12 protein-coding genes and 1 pseudogene are annotated in these 14,510 nt (G+C 50.1%); 5 read left to right on the forward strand and 8 right to left on the reverse strand.

Features of this window, described 5'->3' with window-relative positions:
- Positions 1–336 precede the first annotated feature (336 nt).
- The 3 genes from AB1611_17605 to AB1611_17615 all read left to right on the forward strand — a co-directional run bounded on the left by AB1611_17605 (position 337) and on the right by AB1611_17615 (position 1,525).
- Positions 337–603 carry a DUF4160 domain-containing protein gene (locus AB1611_17605; protein MEW6381400.1) on the forward strand — a complete coding sequence of 89 codons (267 nt, stop codon included), beginning with the start codon at positions 337–339 and terminating at the stop codon, positions 601–603.
- Between the two features lie 36 nt (positions 604–639).
- Positions 640–885 carry a DUF2442 domain-containing protein gene (locus tag AB1611_17610; GenBank protein MEW6381401.1) on the forward strand — a complete coding sequence of 82 codons (246 nt, stop codon included), beginning with the start codon at positions 640–642 and terminating at the stop codon, positions 883–885.
- Between the two features lie 370 nt (positions 886–1,255).
- Positions 1,256–1,525, forward strand: coding sequence for a DUF2442 domain-containing protein (locus AB1611_17615; GenBank protein ID MEW6381402.1), 270 nt, complete (start codon positions 1,256–1,258; stop codon positions 1,523–1,525).
- Positions 1,526–1,663: 138 nt separating this feature from the next.
- On the opposite strand, the gene AB1611_17620 is transcribed toward AB1611_17615, so the two are convergent.
- The gene (locus tag AB1611_17620) at positions 1,664–2,674 is read right to left on the reverse strand and encodes a nitronate monooxygenase (protein MEW6381403.1); all 1,011 of its coding nucleotides are present in this window, start codon (positions 2,672–2,674) and stop codon (positions 1,664–1,666) included.
- A 1,194-nt stretch (positions 2,675–3,868) separates the two neighbouring features.
- Here AB1611_17620 and AB1611_17625 point away from each other — a divergent pair.
- Together AB1611_17625 and AB1611_17630 are read left to right on the forward strand one after the other, a co-directional pair.
- Positions 3,869–4,657, forward strand: a complete 789-nt coding sequence (locus AB1611_17625) for a hypothetical protein (GenBank protein MEW6381404.1) — start codon at positions 3,869–3,871, stop codon at positions 4,655–4,657.
- A 451-nt stretch (positions 4,658–5,108) separates the two neighbouring features.
- A complete protein-coding gene (locus tag AB1611_17630; GenBank protein ID MEW6381405.1) occupies positions 5,109–6,416 on the forward strand; it encodes a hypothetical protein in 1,308 nt (435 codons plus the stop codon).
- Here AB1611_17630 and AB1611_17635 read toward each other — a convergent pair.
- From AB1611_17635 to AB1611_17665, 7 genes and pseudogenes are all read right to left on the reverse strand, one after another.
- Entirely contained in the window at positions 6,397–6,642 is a 246-nt protein-coding gene (locus tag AB1611_17635; protein ID MEW6381406.1) for a DUF2007 domain-containing protein, read from the reverse strand. The genes AB1611_17630 and AB1611_17635 overlap by 20 nt on opposite strands.
- Before the next feature lie 82 nt (positions 6,643–6,724).
- Positions 6,725–7,240, reverse strand: a complete 516-nt coding sequence (locus AB1611_17640) for an isochorismatase family cysteine hydrolase (protein ID MEW6381407.1) — start codon at positions 7,238–7,240, stop codon at positions 6,725–6,727.
- A gap of 139 nt (positions 7,241–7,379) precedes the next feature.
- Complete coding sequence (gene lptD / locus AB1611_17645) at positions 7,380–9,545, reverse strand: LPS assembly protein LptD (GenBank protein MEW6381408.1); 2,166 nt, start codon at positions 9,543–9,545, stop codon at positions 7,380–7,382.
- Positions 9,535–10,914 carry a folylpolyglutamate synthase/dihydrofolate synthase family protein gene (locus AB1611_17650; protein ID MEW6381409.1) on the reverse strand — a complete coding sequence of 460 codons (1,380 nt, stop codon included), beginning with the start codon at positions 10,912–10,914 and terminating at the stop codon, positions 9,535–9,537. The genes lptD and AB1611_17650 overlap by 11 nt, the downstream gene beginning before the upstream one ends.
- Complete coding sequence (gene accD, locus AB1611_17655; protein ID MEW6381410.1) at positions 10,889–11,818, reverse strand: acetyl-CoA carboxylase, carboxyltransferase subunit beta; 930 nt, start codon at positions 11,816–11,818, stop codon at positions 10,889–10,891. The genes AB1611_17650 and accD overlap by 26 nt, the downstream gene beginning before the upstream one ends.
- Positions 11,819–12,098: 280 nt before the next feature.
- Positions 12,099–12,302: pseudogene (locus AB1611_17660) on the reverse strand (type II toxin-antitoxin system HicA family toxin).
- Between the two features lie 540 nt (positions 12,303–12,842).
- Positions 12,843–14,453, reverse strand: coding sequence for a hypothetical protein (locus AB1611_17665; protein ID MEW6381411.1), 1,611 nt, complete (start codon positions 14,451–14,453; stop codon positions 12,843–12,845).
- Positions 14,454–14,510 lie beyond the last annotated feature (57 nt).

A 14,510-nucleotide genomic window follows, 5' to 3' on the forward strand; every position in this document is an offset into this window, starting at 1 on the left:
GCAGAGGCGCAGAGGATATCATTTTCAGTCATTCTCTGCGCCTTTGCGTCTGCGGGAGATCATTCTTTCATCCTTAAATATGTGCCATCGGATGTGTGCCATGTATCCCATATGGGCGATCCCCGAACATTGGCAGAGTAAATTGACTTTAGTCGCAGAGGCAAGCAAATAGCGTGAAGCAGGTTCGGCACTTGACTTGATACTCAAAATTCGATACAAAAACATGAAAGTCTAGGATGGATTTCCGATTCATATTATGGATATGAGAAGATAAAAATAGAGAGTATATTGAAAAACGAATTATTTTTCGATCATATAGGGAAAAAGGGAGATGTAATGCCAACAATTTCTATGTTTTATGGGATAATAATTCGAATGTATTGTGCTCCAGGTGAACATAATCCGCCACATATTCATGTGTACTATCAGGAGTATAAGGCTATCATTAATATTCTATCCTGCGAAATAACAGAAGGCAATCTGCCGGTGAAGCAAAGCAGACTTGTTCTGGCATGGGCTGAAATTCATAAAGAGGAATTGTTAGCGGACTGGGAGTTGACATCGAATGGCGAGCTTCCTTTCAAGATTGAACCTTTGAAGTGAAATGAAATGAAATGAAGTAAGTGAAATGAGGGTTATATGTATTTATCAGTCAAAAATGTAAAACCACTAGATGAATATAAATTATTGATAAAATTCGAAAATGGTGAGGAGAGGATATTCGATGTTGCTCCATATCTAACCATTGGTAAATTTTCAGAATTGAAAGATGTATCGTTATTTAATTCAGTGACGGTTAAATATGATACGATAGAATGGGCAAACAATTTGGACATGGACCCTGAATTTCTCTATAGTAAGAGTATCGAAGTCAATGGAAAGTAAACGGTAAAATTGGGAAGAAAGGTGTGAAGTTGGGGTCATCCTCAAATCCGGAATCAAGTCTTGAATTGTAATTTTCCCTGTGCTTCTGAGAGGCAGATAAATAAAGCATAAAGCGGAGACATGGGCGCTCCCCAGGTATATGCATTGACACGGTTATAGGCTATTAGTTACAATTATTTTGCTTGGTCATATTACCTATCACCTTTTTAGGGATGAGAGATAACATTTAGTAAATTTACCTGATAAGTCATAAGCGGATAATGAGCATATAATTGGGAGATAGAGTTGATGAATAACTGGAATCTTGCGCAGTCAGGCCAAACGATAAATAAAATCGAACCATTACCATGAGGCAAGACATATGTGGGATATGAACGAAGTAGTCAAAATCGAATACAAGGGCGATTATGTGTACCATATCGTTTTTGACAATTCTGTCAACGGTGATATAGATTTTTCACTCTATCTCACTAAGGGGCCTGTGTTTCATGCTTTAAAGGACCCAGAGTTATTTAAAAAAGCTCGTATTGACGGAGGGACGATAGCTTGGCCTAACGGCGCCGATATCGCTCCTGAAACTATTTATGAGGCCATCGAATCCGCGAATCCGCAGAATCCGGGGTCAGAATCGGGGTCTTGAATTATGATTTTCCCTGCGCCAATATTTTTCTCACTCCACACCCCTCACCCCAGCCCTTCTCCCCAGAGGGGCAAGGGAGCAGGAAAGCCGGGCTGAGCCTGATGCATATCCCCCCTCACTCCCATGCCTTTTCCCCCCTCACTCCCACAGCGAGGCCAGTTTTGTTTCCGCACCCTCGACCAGTTCCCGGATAATTTCCTGCACGGGCTGGATTTTTTTGACGAAGGCCACGCTCTGGCCAGCCATGACCGAGCCGTTTTCCACATCGCCGTCGATCACGGCGCTTCGCAGGGCACCGACCCAGAATTCCTCCAGTTTCATCTGTGCGGCCCTGCGGTCGATCCTTTCTTCTTCCAGTTCCTTCAAAAGGTCCAACTGGAGTTGGTTGAATCGTTTGGTTGCCTTATTGACAATGGCCCGGACAGGGACAACCGGCAGAAAAGGATCAAACTGGTAGGTCTGCTGAGCATCGCGGGCACTTGATGAGATCAGTTTTTTCTTGAAATCCGGATGAGCGATGGATTCTTCAGCCGCGGCAAAGCGGGTACCCAACTGGCATCCGGCAGCCCCCATCAGGAGGTACTGGGCGATCATTTCTCCCGTGCCGATTCCACCGGCCACAAAAACCGGCACGTTCTGGACGTGCAGCAGGATTTCCTGGGCCAGGACAGTGGTCGAGACCGGGCCGATGTGCCCTCCTGCCTCGTTGCCCTCCAGTATCAGGGCATCCGCCCCTGCCTTGATCATCTTTTTGGCCAGGGCAAGGGTGCTGGCAAAACAGATAATTTTGGCCCCGCTTTCCTTGACCTGATTAATGGCCTTATCCGGAGGGATGGCTCCGGCAAAGATGACGTGGCTGAGCTTCTTCTGAGAAACCAGGTCAACGTGCTTCTCAAAATTGGGGGCAATGGTGATCAGATTTACTCCAAAGGGCTCCCGGGTCAGCTTTTGTGTGGCCTCGATTTCCTTCTCAAGCACCTCGACCGGCATATTGCCGCCTGCCAGGACCCCGAAACAGCCATGATTTGAAACCGCTGACACCAGATGAGATTCACTGACCCAGGTCATGGCCCCGCATAAAATAGCATACCGGGTTCCCAGAAAATGGATGCCCTTTTCCCACAGCTTACCAAGATATTTCAATTCCATCAAAACTTCCTCCTTTCACAGGAAAGTCCTTATTATAGGGCTGCCGGGCGGTAAAGTCAATTGACGGCACTCCGAAAAAAACCATAGGAATTATGTACCCATGCAGATGCATGGTATCTGGGAAGCGTTCATCCCGTTCACCTGCCAAGACCCCTTGCAAGATAGCCGGTTCAATCAGTTACGGTCGCCTCCGAAGGGGGATTGCGATTTCCATAGAAACTATGTATCCATCCATAGTTTCTATGCGAACCACACCCTCCGCAAATTGGCAACAGAACCTCCATCTTCCCTCTCCGCTGTGCAACATATCGAAATTAAAACAAATAGTTATTCATGTTACTCCCTGCCAGAGGAAAATCATGCCCACACCTGGCATAAAGATTGCCCCAAGCGGCAGATGGAGCGGTAATGAGGAGCATGTATCAGCCTCATCGATCGTCCGGTACAGTCAATTCATATTCATTCCAGGAGCGCAACAACTTCAGGAGAGCAGCAATTATGACAAGTTAAATTACTCCATATCACATAAGACCATAGAGACATTGCCGAGAGGACAAAACAGCTTATCTTGCGGCTGCCGCGCTTTCTTCTCTCACTTCACCTTCCGCTATCTCTGGTATGAGCTCCACTGTAGAGAGTCTCCTGTTCGATCTCCATTTTCTGTTTTTCTGAAAAACAGGTCTCATTTTCCCGGCTCAAAAATCCCACGGACAGCAATTCTTCCAGGACCGCATCTCCTTATGATTGGCTCTGATACTGATTCCCGACCAGGTAATCGCATAAGTCACTAACCTGGCCGGAGAGCAATTAGCCGGTATTTCTGCAGCGGGGCAGAATCCGTCTTCCCCTGTGGCTGGAAAGTTTCCTTCATCCTCTTCTCCCTCTTCCCTCCTGAAAGGCAAGGTTTGCTCTGAGGTAAAAGGAATGAGGTCTGCCATTTCCGGCGCTGGTTAACCCAGAGCAGGCGCAAGGGAGGGAGAAGAGGGAGAAGAGGATGAGAGCAGTCTTTGGAAGTCAAAAGTCACAGGGCAGGTGAGCTGTTCCTCACAAAGTGATGGTGATAAAGAGTAGGGTCAGGAGGTGAGACGGTCATTTTGAAGTGACAGGATGAAAATTCTGAAGAGGCAACTATTTTTTTCTTGTTCCGGAACGAGTCAAAGCAATCTTTGGGGGGAGAAAGAGGGGATTGGAATCATGAAACTTTCTCAAGGCAAAACCTTAATTATCGGCATTCTTTGTTTATTGACGTTTACTTTGTCCAGCGGGACGGCAAAAGCGTATTACGGCGGCCTGTATGGAATGGGATTGTACGGCGGCATGTACGGCCTCTACGGCGGGATGTATGGCGGGCTTTATGGTGGCCTGTATGGAATGGGATTGTACGGCGGCTATGGAATGTATGGCCTGTATGGCATGGGCCTGTACGGCGGCATGTACGGCCTCTACGGCGGGATGTACGGCGGGTTTAGTCCCTTTGGACTGCAAAATATGTACTATACTATTGACACAGGATCAGGGTTAAGTTATCAGGTACCCTTCCTGCAGATCGCTCCGCTTCTCGGTATAGCCGGGATGTATTCTGCCATGTTCCCGTCCCTGTTTAATCCGGCTGCTGCACCGGCAGTGGCTGCAGAACAGGCTGGCTTCTGGCAGGGGCTGTGGTCCAACAACGTCTACTCCGGCCCCATGACTCTGAACCTGGCGGCGGATCCCCTGACCCAGGCCCTGAGTGGAACCGCACAATTGCTGACCAATTACAACCTTTCAGTATTGGTACCCGTTACCGGCACCGCCCTGAACGGCCAGGTTCTTGTTTCCGGCACCGGAATCGGCATTGGCAGCCAGACCTTTGAGCTTGATATCAGCGGACTTTTGACCTCAACCACAACCATGGGTGGAACGTATACGATCATTAATCTTGGCAGCAGCGCGGTTGTTGAGACAGGAACCATTAACCTGGCACTGTCTGCCCCGGTTATTTAATCGAATGTTCGTGAAAACCCTTCCTGACTGAGGCAGGCAAGGCACCGGCAAGGGAGGCGCGGTGCTGAAGTGGTACTGCCGCAATCAGGTTTGGGATCAGCAGGAGGCACAGCCGGAAGCCATACCAGGCTCTCTCCGCTGTGCCTCTGGTGTTTTCTCCTGTGCCTCTGTTATGTTCTGCAGTCAGTTTCTTCTGAAATACTCTTCGGTGCAGCTTCCGGAAAATCGGAATTTTTTCATTTTTCCCCCTCTTTCTATCACTTACCCTCCCTGATCACCTGCTTTCTCACCGGCACGAGCCACCGGATGCGGTCAATTTTGAAATAAATATCCTGTAAGAGAGCCTCTGTGCCGAAAAAGTAATTAAGAGGCTGAGGCTGTTGAACCCAAGCAATGAAGATGCTGAAGCTGAACCTGAAGCGATACAGAGACCGAGAAGGATACCAAGACAATGCCGCTGAAGCCATTTTTTTCTCTCCTTGACGGTGCACTCAATTACGATTGCTCATCCTGCAAGGCAGCCTGCTGCCGGGGCGGATATGGAACCGCTGTCATGCATGGCCGCGAATGGGCCAATCTGAAGCAGAAATACCCCCTCATCTCCTATTTCGCCATAGATCAGGGGAAATACATCTATCTTATTAATCATGCGCCCAAGTGCTTTTTCCTCAATAACCAGTACCTTTGCCAGATCGAACGGGAAAACAGCCGGATTGAAAAACCGCTCCAGTGCAGGATTTTCCCCTACCAGATCTGCGGGCGGGTCCAGGACAGGCCCTTCATCCGCGTGGGTCTGCTGTGCCCTTTCACCGTTCATGAAGGACTGGATGGCAATATCCGAAGCGAAAATTTTTACCGGGAAATCGAAGGTCCTCGTGTTGTCGAAAAGGCATATGATATCTTTGATACTCAACTGGAGAGTTTTCTCCCCGCTCCTCTCTCTCTGGAAACGAGCAGTATTGAATCCGCCCGCACGTATTTCCGGCAGGGAGATATTGAAGGATTTCTGACAGAGCAACTGGCTGCAAGCTCTGCTGTCCTCAGAGAAACAGGGCTCATCAGCGGACGGCCTGAGCTTTCTTCCCGCCTGATCATGGAAAAGCTGATTTCCCAGCAATGCCAATTCTTAGGTATTGATCCGGCAAGGCTTACGGTTGATAAAAAGATTATTGGCCGCTCTCTTATCAGCATCAGCCCTGTCCTGCGCTCTTCAATGCTGGAAAAACATCCCTATTTTCAGGTCGGCTACCTCCTGGCCCTTTATCTCTATTCTCTGATTTCAAATCAAATCCAGGATGACTCACTCACGGTCCAGACAATTGCCAGCATTAGTCTTCAATTAGGGACGAAACTCGAATACCTGGCCCTCTTCCCCTTTCTGATGACACCCAGGTGCAGCCCGGAGACTATTATCTCAAAGACCAGGAGCCTGCTCGATAAACACCCCGGCTCCAGGGAGGGACATTACCCTGGTGCAACCCTCCCTGATTACCCTGACAGTGCCGATCCGGAGGCCGGGGACAGAGGCCGTGCTCTCCTGGGTTTTGTAGAGGATATTCTCCAGGGTACGGCTTTCGGTTCTGCAGCCTGCCGGCACTTTGGCCCTCTGTGCGAATTCAGCAAGAATCAGGCTATTGAATATTATATCCACTATCTCTTACCCTTCTTCGTGCAAGCTTTTGACGAAGAGGCTTTCCTGACCGGGAAAAAAGCAACCTCACTCTGCCGGAACCAGTTCGCTATTCCGTCCTGTCCGTGAGATAGTCCTGAAGTATCTGCTTTCCTGTTTCAACTTCAGTCATCGGCACCATGATCTTAACTTCGCCCAACTGACCGATATCAAAAGGAAACTGAGCCACGCGGGAAGACCTGAGGAGACAGAAAATCCCTTCTGACTCCAGGAGCCCTTTGATAATCCTGGCTTCGTATTCACTGGTGGTAGCGTATATCTCTACCCATTTCTGGCTGCTCTTTTCATCAGCCATTTTTGCTGTCCCCCAATTTTTTCTGGCTTCATGGCAGTCGGCTGCGCTTTCATGGCAGTTGACTGCACATGAATCAATTTGCTTATATGATCTTTACGCCTAATACCGTTTCCATCTGCTTCAAGGCAAAGTGCTGGATTTCAGAGCTGCTGAAGGAGGCCACGCCCTGGGCAGGCACTCTGACGGTATAGTCCCGCTCCCGCAATCCTGCTGCGGTAAAAAGGATACTGATATCCGTGCATATGCCCATAATAATTACAGTATCAACATCGAGCTTTTGCAAAATATCCTCCAGGCCGGTCTGATAAAGACCGCTGAACCTTGCTTTAGGCACGATAATTCCCGGATAAGGCCGCAGCTCCTCGATCAGTTCCGTTTCTTCGGTTCCTTCGATGCAATGGGGAGGAAGCATCTGAAATTCCTTATCGTCCGGAGCATGATGGTCGCACAGGTAGATAACCGGAAGATGGGAATACATTTTCAGAAATTCGGCCACATAGGGAATAATCTCCCTCACCTTGTCTCCACAATAGAGAGGGAATCCCTCCAGAAAAAATCCCTTGACCATGTCAATCACCAAAATCGCCTCAGTATTCATCTCAATAATCCTTCTATAGCAAATTGTCAAAACTCAAAAAAGCCTCTCAACCGGGCACAACGGTTTTCACCCGGTGTTTTTCTCTGTGCCTCTGTGTCTTGAGTGGTGTCCTTTGCCTTTTGCCTTTTGGCAGTAACTCCTAAAATCCCAGCTCGCCCAGAGATTCAAGACCCAGCGTAAAATTCCACCGCTGTCCGTCAAACCTCTGGATGTAGCCCAACCGAAGGGACCAGCAGCTTCCCTGATAGGTAAGGCTGTATTGGTTCTCGACCACTGATCCATTCTCAAGATCGTAGTAAAGAGTCACCTTTCCCATGAGTCGGGAAGGTAAAATCCGGAGCGGCAAACCGGATTGCACGCTTCCCTGGATAAGGTTGATGCTTTGATCCTGAACGATCCCGTGCTCTTCATCACTGATCTTCTCAAGATGGTTATACCGCCAGCCGAGACTGGCAAATTCCTGAGAGGATCCATATAACCAGCGGACATCCGTCAGCCGCATCTGCCCTGCATCGCAATTGTAGCCGTACTTGAGCTCAAACTGGCTCCCTGTGCCGCTGCTTTTGGGATGAAAGGGGCAGGAAGATGCTTCAACCTCAAAATCCGTGAATCCGGCCTCGCTCCCCTGCCATCCTCCCTGGCTTTCCCGGCCTTCCCGGTATGGTGACGGATAGCTTCTCCGAAAACCGTATTTTTGCCGGATAATCAAGCTCAGCCACTCCCACTCTGCCTGGCTGCTCCGGTTTTCGGTTGCGGGCTCGATCTCCCATACCCGGTTAATCACCGAGAAGGAAAGCTCCCGGTTTTCTCCCAGCCGATCGATGTGATCGAGGCCGAAAATTGCCTGATCTTCATCATGTCCGCTCCTGTGCCGGTCCATGGTCTCATAGACCAGATTGAGCTGAGGATACAGGTTGTGGTCCAGCCGTCCGGAAAAACTCCGGTAGAATTTGGGGCCGGTAAGGTCCAGACCACCGCCGTACAGGCTTCGGGTGGTTACAGCTTCCTGATCATCCTGAAAGTAATATGTCCTCCGGTAAAAAAGAGAAGGAGTCAGCGTGTACAGCCTGCCGGTGAAGGAAGAGAAAATCCGGGGAGAAAAGTCAGCCCTGTAGGCCCGCATCAGGGATTTTTGCCGGGAATCAACGACCCGTAAATTGGCCCAGGAGGACTCCCACTGCACGAAAAGGGGAAGATGGGCATAGGACCGGAGCCTGGTCGAAAAGCTGACCTGCGGGATTGTGCGGAAATAGATATTCGACCCTTCCTGCAAAAAGGTGGTCTGGTCAGCCAGAATCCTGGCTTCCCAGGGATCTGCGGCTGTCTCCACAAAGGCCCGTGATTCCAGAAACTGGCTGTATCGCTGCTTGATCTCCTGCCGGAAATCCCGGTAATAGTCATCATCGCTCATGGCATGCACATCAGCCACAGCCCGGACGCGGGAGGCAAAAACCTGCTGAAACTGCAAAGATGCATCTCCCCGCTGCCGGCCCCTGTGCCGGTCGTAGATTCCATACAGCCGCAGACGGCCGAAATCCGATCCGGTGAGGCTATAGCGGTACTCCAGCCCGGTCCCGACTCCCCGTGTTTCATAGTAATCGATTGGAAACCCCAGGTCGGTCCAGTCGCGGAGCGGCAGGTAAAAATAATTCTGCACAAAGACCCCAAGGCCGCTCGACCGCCCAAAGTCCGGAGTCAAAAATCCCGGAGCTTTTTCCTGATTAATCGGAAACCAGAAGTACGGCAAATAAAGCACCGGCGTGTCCTTGACTCGAAAAAAAATGTTCCTCAACATGGCAGAGTGCCCGATTTCAACATCTCCCCGGGAGAAGGAAATTTTCCAGACCGGATCGTTCGGATCACAGGCAGTATAGACAGCGCGGGTAACGACGATTTTCTCCCGCGACACCTGCCCGATCTCTTCGGCGGTGAAATAGTATGAGGGCTCGACAAGGACATGGCTGTCGTAAACGCTGAAAAGACGGGAATTGAGATCGAACTTCAGAGAGCCGCTTTGGATCTGAAAGCCGCGGCCCGGAGAAAGGCGTACATTCCTGCGCGCTTTCAGTACCTTTTCGGGAACCGAGAATTCGATTTCCTCGGAAGTAAAGGCCAGTTCTCCGTATCGGACCTGAATGTTCCCATCACCCCTGATCCGCTCTCCCTGCTTATCAAACTCCAGATGATCGGCCAGAATGGAAATTTCATCGGCCTGTGGAGCTTCCCGGGCCAATCCTGAAGAGGAAAAAGCCCACAGGGAAAAAAGGACCATAATCAAGGTCAGGGTACCACGCCTACAGTGCATCCAGGAATACCTTGGCCTCCCCAACCGTATACAACGAGCCGCTCAGACAGATGAGGTCACCGGGGGCAGCCATTGCCCTGGCCATAGATATGGCTTCAGGGATGCCGGCGGCCGTTGAGACACGTCCCCAGTCCGGGATCAGAGCCCTGGAAGCTAAAATATTCATGATCTCCTGCGCTGATGCGGCCCGATCGATCTGAGGCCGGGTCAGAATAAGCCGGTCGGCAAGTGGAACCAGTTCCTGACAGATTCCGCCGATCTCCTTGTCCTTCATGATGCCTAAGACGAGAATCAGGCGGGGAAAGGCCAGACTTTCAAGAAGCCGGGCCAGTTGCCTGGCGCCAGCCGGATTGTGGGCACCATCGAGCATAATGGCGGGCGATCCGGGATAAACCTGCGCTCTGCCCGGCCACCTGGTGACAGCCAGCCCCCGTGCGATCTGGGCCGCAGATATACCGGCGGACAGCGACCGGCTCAAGGTTTGAATTGCCGCCAGGACGATCAGGGTATTTTGAATCTGGTGGTTCCCGATCAGCGGGATCGAAAACCGCTGCCAGGAGGAGGCGTCAGCATCATTCCAGGCCAGAGGCAAGGTGACAGCAGGCCAGGCAACCTCAAATTCCTGCCCCTCAAGGCCCTGACTGACCGCCCTGACAACGGAAGGCGAGGGGCAAGGCACACGTATCATTTCCGCTCCCCTCGCGCGGCATATCTCTGCCAGGAGTTGTACAACTTCCGGCTGCTGAGCTCCGGTGACGAGCGGTATTCCTTCCTTGATTATCCCTGCCTTTTCACGGGCAATATCCAGCAGCGTGTTGCCCAGATACTGCTGATGGTCCAGATCGATTGTCGTAATGATGCTGAGCAGGGGCCGGATGACATTGGTGGCGTCAAGCCTTCCTCCCATGCCTGTCTCCATGACCGCACAATCAACCTGCTGCTCGGCGAAATAAGCCAGAGCCATGACCGTCACTACCTCGAAAAAGGTCGGATGAGCGGACCGAAAATCACCCTCACGGATAGCCTGTCGGATCTTTTCGGTCAGGCGCACCACTTCCGGTTGGGAAATCGGAAGGCCGTTGATCGAGATACGCTCGGTAAAATCCACCAGATGCGGCGAGGTGTAGAGCCCCACCCGGTATCCGGCGGCCTGCAGCACCGAGGAGATCATCGAACAGGTAGAGCCTTTCCCATTCGTGCCAGCTACATGAACGGTCCTGATCTTCTGGTGCGGGTTGCCAAAATAACTTAATAAAGACAACGTGTTCTGTAAACCAAACTTGATTCCTATCGGCTGGAGATCATAGAGATATTTTATGGTCTGATCATACAACGGCGTCATGTCACTGCTGGCCATTTGATCTTGCATTATTGCTGCCAAGGTTAAAAAAGCTCATGATTTTGATGAGCGTAGGCCGCATTTCTCTCCGGTCAACGATCATGTCAATCATTCCATGAGTCAGAAGAAATTCCGCTGTCTGGAACCCCGACGGCAGTTCCTGGCCGATCGTCTGCTCGATTACCCGCTGCCCGGCAAAGCCGATCATGGCCTTCGGTTCCGAAATAATGATATCGCCCAGCATGGCAAAACTGGCCGAAACTCCTCCGGTCGTAGGATCGGTAAGGATAGAGATGAACGGCAGCCCCGCCTCAGCCAGTTTACCGGCAGCGGCGCTTGTCTTGGCCATCTGCATGAGGGAAAGAATCCCCTCCTGCATCCTGGCTCCTCCGGAACAGGCAATGGTGATCAGCGGAATTTTCTCAGCCAGGCACTTTTCCGCGCCGCGGACAATTTTTTCTCCAACCACCGAGGCCATGCTTCCGCCCATAAATCCGAACTCCATGGCGCAGATCACTACCCGATAGCCTCCGATAGTTCCCTCACTGCTGATTATGGCATCTTTGAGTCCGGTAAGAGAAGCATATTCCCTGAGGCGGTCACGGTATTTTTTCCGGTCGCGGAATTTCAAAGGGTCCATAGGTTGAAGGTGTTCATCGAAAATTCTGTACCCCCCCTCATCATAGAGCAGAGAGAGTCTTTTTCTGGCACTGATGTAAAAGTGATATTGGCATTTCGGACAAATATCGAAGTTACGTTCGACCTCTTTTTTATAAATGATTTCCTTGCAGTTTTTGCAGCGAACCCAGAGTCCCTGCGGTATTTGCAGCTTTTTATTCTCAATTTTTTCTTTTGGTTTATTTTCTCTTTTAAACCACACAAGATTTCTCCATAGTTCTGAAAGACCTGTGGCCGGCCAGAGCGAATGATCCATGCTATCCCCTACCCCTTAAAATTCCAACTGCTCAGGCTGACTGCTAAACAACCAACAGGTAAGGCAATCGTAATCATAATCATTCCTTAAAATCTTGTCAAGGACTTGGGAATTTCGAAAATATAAAGCTGCCGAAGAATTTAGCAAAAAAAGTCAAGCTTTTTTCGACCACACAATAGCCTGAGCTCCAGTTATCATTAAAAACTCAGGAAAAACAGCTCAAATCAATTTTGTTACTCTTCGGAAATAAGGACTAAAAAAAACGATAGGATAAATCGCATTACGGATTGAGGGGTTCTGATATTATGAGATCAGCTTTAGTCTTTTGATGTCTCCTTACAGTCCAGCGGGCTTGAACTTCAATCATACTTCTCAATATCTTCGGTGTGTATGTATCTGAGAGATGATGAAAAGAAACTGTCACCAGGCGACCATCCGGGTGACGATATTGCTGATGAGAACCGCTTTGCCGTTCCAAAACAAAGCTATCTTTTTCTCAAGCTCTTATTATCTGCCTGGCAGTCAGACTTCTTAATCTGCTCAAGTCAATTCCACTCATAAGCCAACAGTAACAGCAACCAAAGGTTCAGGGAAAACCATCACCTCGTCTTTGGGTTCTTCAGGAATAGCCTCTTTATGCTCAACCATACTTTCGACAACCATCCGTACTACTTCCTGAATATTCTTCAAGGCATCCTCTTTACTATAGCCCCACGTAGCAGCTCCTCTTTTTCCAGTAATGGACAATAAGCAAACCAGCGGTCTTCATCTGGTTCAACTGCGATCTTAAAAGCGTATGTTTTCATTTTGATACCCTTCCACCATCAATGTTAATGTTTAACTTTTCTGAGAGCGTCGCTACTTAAAGTATAGGAAACTCAGAGGAATTGTCAAATTTAAACTTGTGCAGCCAGTTTTTCCCCATTTCCCCTGCCACAGGGGTTTGCTGTTTCTCGAGAGGAAGGGTGGGAATAACCATCACCCCCACCCAACCTCTCACGTAAACCCGCATCTTATTATCCAGCTAATACGACCACCACGGCTGGACATCCAGGATGAAGGTCTGCTCAGCCAGTCCTCCGCGTTCATCATAGGCGGTGATTTTCACCAGGTACTGGCCGGGGAAGTAGGTAAAGAAGCTGAACACCGCACCCTGAGCGCCATCGGTCCGCTCGGTCACCGAGCCGACATTGCAGGAGTAGAAGAGCTTGTCACCGTCAGGATCGATGAATTCCACCGGAACGCTAAAGGGGACGCCAGCCTTGGCTACCTGCGGATTCTGAATATGCTGACCGAGAACCGGATTATGGTTCAGCCATGTTCCGGGATTGGACACGGTCAGATAAATCGGCCCCTGGGTCCGCATACCCCGGCTGTCCTGGACAGTAACCATGATTTCAAATTGCCCCTCAAAGTATGGCGTAAACCTGATCTGTCCGGTAACCGGGTTGATGATATTGAAATTCCACGGGCCAAACTGGTACGAGGGGAGGCCGTTGATGGTAGCTGAGTAGGTGATGATATCACCGTCAGGGTCTCTGGCCAGCACATCATAAACAAATTCCTCTCCTACGCGGGCGACAGCGGCATTCAATTCCTCCAGCAGCGGCGGATGGTTTATGCCGTAGACCGGATAATTGACCACCGACAGGGGGAAGGTTTCGACATCCGACAACAGGCCATCGGTAACCCGGACGGTCACAATCAGATCCTCCAGGACCTGGGGGACAAATTGCATGAGGACGATATCCGGCGCAATTCCGGCGTTCACATCATTGGGATCAAGTGGCAGACGAAGGGCCAGATTGCTGGTATTCGATCCATTGGCACCATATCCTCCGATGGTAACGATAAAATCCAGCATATCGTTGTCAGGGTCACGGGCTGCAATCAGCATACGGAAAGGAGAAAACAGGGTGGCAAACTGCGGTCCGATTCTCCACAGCTCCGGTGGATGGTTATTGATAAACTTCAGGTCATCGTGGAAATAGATATCATCCAGCCGGTACTCATTTCCCCGGATAATGATTGCCCTCACCTCTTTCAGGCCTGAACCGGGAATAGCGGCCCTGATGTCATCGTCCATGTTCCGGGCAATCAGGTGCCAGGTTCCGTCCTGGTACTGACGGCCAAGGCAGACCTCAATAGTATCCCCTTTTTTCACCGGACCGGGGCCTTCTACCGGGCGGTAAACAAGCGTCTTATTCTCATTGCCGGTGGTAACCACGGCCACGCAGAACTGAAACATGGCAAAATATTCAACCGCCAGGGGAGCCTGAAGCTTGAAGGAAATGACCTTTTTGCTGAGAGGACTGCCGGTCAACTGATCGATGAGATTGCTGTTGTAAATCTGATAAGGCATTAACTGATTAAAGACCGACGGCGTACTCTGAACCTGAAGAACGCGGCTCCCTTCAGCAAAATCAACAAGTGTCTGCAAGGCACCGGTCCCGATATTATACCCATATACCGGATAGGCCGGGTCAGAAGTCCGCCAGCCATGATTCAGGGGACTGTCCCAATACTCGAAGGTATCAAAGGCAAGACTTGTGGCCAAAGCTGCAGAGCCGGAAAAAAGGGCAGACAAAAACAGAGTGCAAAACAGGATAATAATCAGGAGCTTCCTCGTAAACACAAAATTCCCCCCTTGTGCTGGTGAAAAACAAGTTACCGATAACCATTCCCCGAGAAT

The organism is bacterium (genome assembly GCA_040755755.1).
In the GTDB taxonomy this organism is placed as follows: Bacteria; SZUA-182; SZUA-182; order DTGQ01; family DTGQ01; genus DTGQ01.